This window comes from Pseudoalteromonas sp. Isolate6 (genome assembly GCF_022398435.1).
GTDB lineage: Bacteria > Pseudomonadota > Gammaproteobacteria > Enterobacterales > Alteromonadaceae > Pseudoalteromonas > Pseudoalteromonas galatheae.
Window position 1 is genome coordinate 1 of sequence record NZ_JAKEVK010000315.1, and the last position, 3303, is coordinate 3303.

Consider the following 3303-nt stretch of genomic DNA (forward strand, 5'->3'; position numbering starts at 1 on the left):
TTATTATTATTGCGTGAAATCACWTCAACTTTCAATGTCTTTGTTTGCCTTGGGCAAGCGGATTGTCTAAAATCGACGCTATACCAAAGGAATCGAGATAGTCATGAAGAAAATAGAAGCAATAATTAAACCGTTTAAACTTGATGATGTCCGAGAAGCGCTTTCGGATGTGGGGATCACGGGTATGACGGTATGTGAAGTGAAAGGCTTTGGTCGTCAGAAAGGCCATACTGAGTTATATCGCGGTGCTGAATATATGGTAGATTTCTTGCCTAAAGTAAAACTTGATATTGTTACCGCAGATGAAGACGTGGACAGAGCGATTGAAGTTATCCTAAAAACCGCGCAAACGGGCAAAATTGGTGATGGTAAAATTTTCGTAACCGATGTTGAGCGTGTGGTTCGGATCCGTACAGGTGAAGAGGACGAAGAAGCAATTTAATGACGCTGTTAAGTCAAATACTTACCTTTTAAGGCTGCTTACCTTCTATTATGGGCAGCCTAAATCCTTCCTTATTACAACTACAAACAGGTAAAACACACTGACGATTAATTTCCATGTACAGGAAGCAAGTACTTTTACTGCTGTAGCAAGCTTGAAGGCGAATACTGGCGGGAGATAAGTCACGATCTCAGCGGTATCGTGACTTGACACTATTTTTATTTGTTACGTGCGTTAACCGATTTGGCTTTTTTCACGTTATCCGCAAGGTCCTGAAGGCCAAGTTTGCGATAGCTTTTTTCCATAATGTCAAAAGCCTGAGTCAGGTAACTACTTTGAGAGTAATGTTCTACTACATATTTACCACGATTTGCTGCGGCAAGGTATGCTTCACGCTCGAAGTAATATTCAGCGACTCTGAGCTCATAGCGAGCCATTTTGTTCAGTAGCCAGACCAAGCGTTTTTTCGCCTCTGGTGCATACGGACTGTTTGGATAGTTTTTAACTAACGTGGTTAAATCCTGAAAAGCAACACGGGTGCGATTGGCATCACGGTCAGCTCTGTCTACACCGAAATACTCTTGGAATGCGTTTTCATCAGCCTTGATGCTAACTAAGCCTCGCATGTAATACATGTAGTCTAGGTCTTTATGATTTGGATTTAAGCGAATAAAACGATCAATAGTCGCAAGTGCTTGGTCGGTATTACCTGTTTGATAATATGCATAGACTAGGTCCATTTGAACTTGTCTTGCATAAGGGCCGAATGGATAACGAGCATTAATTGCACTTAATAATTCAATGGCACGGGCATACAAGCCGGAATCTAATGTTTGTTTTGCGTCTTCATAAAGCGCTTGGGCGGATTTGTTTGGTACGCGTTCAATATCTTCTTGTTCTGGTGCGGATGAACAGGCTGCCAAACCTAAAACAGACGCGGCTAACGCCAGCCTAAAGGCGTGTGTCCTTAAGTTTTTAATCATTTTATTTTACTACCTTTGTTTTCTTCGGCTAGGCCAACTCGGCAAAACCGAGTAAACTATGCATTAATACGATTCTAACCCAGTCGAGCACGGCTTGCACTGGTAAATTAGGTAAAGTTTCAGATGTCAGAGCAAATTTCCCTCCAAGCGGAGGTTCCAGTCGAACTCGGTGGTAAACGTCTAGACCAAATATTGGCGCAATTGTTCCCGGATTTTTCTCGTTCAAGAATAAAAACTTGGATTCTTGAAGATAAAGTCACCGTAGATGGTGAAGTATTCAACACTCCTCGTGAAAAGTTACTTGGTGGTGAAAGTGTTGCTATCGAGACGGTTATCGAAGCACAACGTGAATACGAAGCGCAAGATATAGAGTTAGATATTGTTTACGAAGATGATGATATTCTTGTGATAAACAAGCCCATGGGGCTGGTGGTTCACCCGGGAGCCGGTAACCCGGATGGCACTGTGTTAAATGCTCTGCTGCACCATCACCCAGAAATCATTAACGTACCTCGTGCTGGTATTGTACATCGTCTAGATAAAGACACGACCGGCCTAATGGTTGTGGCGAAAACCATCCAAGCACAAACGCACTTGGTGAAAAACCTACAGGCCCGTGAAAACTTCACGCGTGAATACGAAGCAGTTTGTAATGGCACGATGACAGCAGGTGGCATGATTGAAAAGCCAATCGGTCGTCACGCAACTAAGCGTACACATATGGCAGTGCATGAGATGGGCAAGCCGGCTATCACTCATTACCGTGTTGCTGAAAAGTTCAGAGCACACACGCGCCTGCGCCTGCGCCTAGAAACCGGTAGAACACACCAAATTCGTGTACATATGGCGTATTTGAATCATCCGTTAATTGGCGACCAGCTCTATGGCGGCCGTCCTCGTCCACCAAGAAATGCGACTCAAGGATTAACCGAACAATTAAGAGAGTTTAAACGTCAGGCATTGCATGCTATAAAACTAAGTATCGCTCACCCAATTACCGGCGAGATGATGACATGGGAAGCGCCTGTGCCTGAAGATATGATTAAGCTGGTGGCAGCGCTTAGAGAAGATACCAAAGAAAACCCGGATTTAACGTTATAAGATGCAACTTGCTCAGTGGCCATTAACCCAATTCGTTGGGACATTATCAACAACGCGCAAAGGCGGTGTTTCAGCACCGCCGTATGATAGCTTTAACCTAGCCTTTCATGTTGGTGATAATGCTGAACATGTAGCCGAAAATCGTCGAATTTTACACGGCTATGTGGCTAACCCGATTGTATGGCTTGAGCAAGTGCATGGTGCAGAAGTGGTGGTGGTCGACGAGCAGTTTGAAATCGCGCAGGTCCATCAAGCCGACGCCCTATACACTCGCTTGCGTCAAACACCACTGGCTATCATGACAGCAGACTGCTTACCCATTCTGCTTGCATCAAAAGATGGTGAGGAGGTGGCCGCTATCCATGGTGGTTGGAAGCCTCTTGCAGCTGGAATTATCTCGCAGACACTAGCTAAATTTAACTGTGCTCCTGAAGAGATTTGTGTATGGTTTGGCCCTGCGATTGGGCCTAGTAAATTCGAGGTGGGCGAAGACGTGGTACAGGCTTTTGAGGCGCAACGAAATACGGCATTTGTTGCCAAAAAAGACGGTAAATACTTTGCGGATATTTTCGAGCTTGCAAAGTCGCTATTACGCGAGCAAGGTGTAAAGGATTTTTACGGCGATAAACACTGTACAGTAACTATGTCCGAGCAATACTTTTCCTATCGTAGAGACAAAACAACGGGCCGTATGGCAACTTTGATTTGGCGCAAATAATCAGGGTAAATTATTACTTTTACGCTTGATCTTCGTTCAGTTAATACCCATAAATAAGG

4 protein-coding genes are annotated in these 3303 nt (G+C 44.3%); 3 read left to right on the forward strand and 1 reads right to left on the reverse strand.

Features of this window, described 5'->3' with window-relative positions; all coding sequences use genetic code 11:
* The first annotated feature begins 103 nt into the window (after nucleotides 1-103).
* Complete coding sequence (gene glnB / locus L1D50_RS22275; protein WP_010371023.1) at nucleotides 104-442, forward strand: nitrogen regulatory protein P-II; 339 nt, start codon at nucleotides 104-106, stop codon at nucleotides 440-442.
* A 218-nt stretch (nucleotides 443-660) separates the two neighbouring features.
* On the opposite strand, the gene L1D50_RS22280 is transcribed toward glnB, so the two are convergent.
* Nucleotides 661-1425 carry an outer membrane protein assembly factor BamD gene (locus L1D50_RS22280; RefSeq protein WP_128726863.1) on the reverse strand — a complete coding sequence of 255 codons (765 nt, stop codon included), beginning with the start codon at nucleotides 1423-1425 and terminating at the stop codon, nucleotides 661-663.
* A gap of 123 nt (nucleotides 1426-1548) precedes the next feature.
* Here L1D50_RS22280 and rluD point away from each other — a divergent pair, with 123 nt between their 5' ends.
* Together rluD and pgeF are read left to right on the forward strand one after the other, a co-directional pair.
* Nucleotides 1549-2526 (forward strand): 23S rRNA pseudouridine(1911/1915/1917) synthase RluD, encoded by a 978-nt coding sequence (gene rluD / locus L1D50_RS22285; protein ID WP_128726862.1) that lies wholly within the window; start codon nucleotides 1549-1551, stop codon nucleotides 2524-2526.
* 1 nt (nucleotide 2527) lies between these two features.
* A complete protein-coding gene (gene pgeF, locus L1D50_RS22290) occupies nucleotides 2528-3244 on the forward strand; it encodes a peptidoglycan editing factor PgeF (protein ID WP_128726861.1) in 717 nt (238 codons plus the stop codon).
* The last annotated feature ends 59 nt before the right edge of the window (nucleotides 3245-3303 follow it).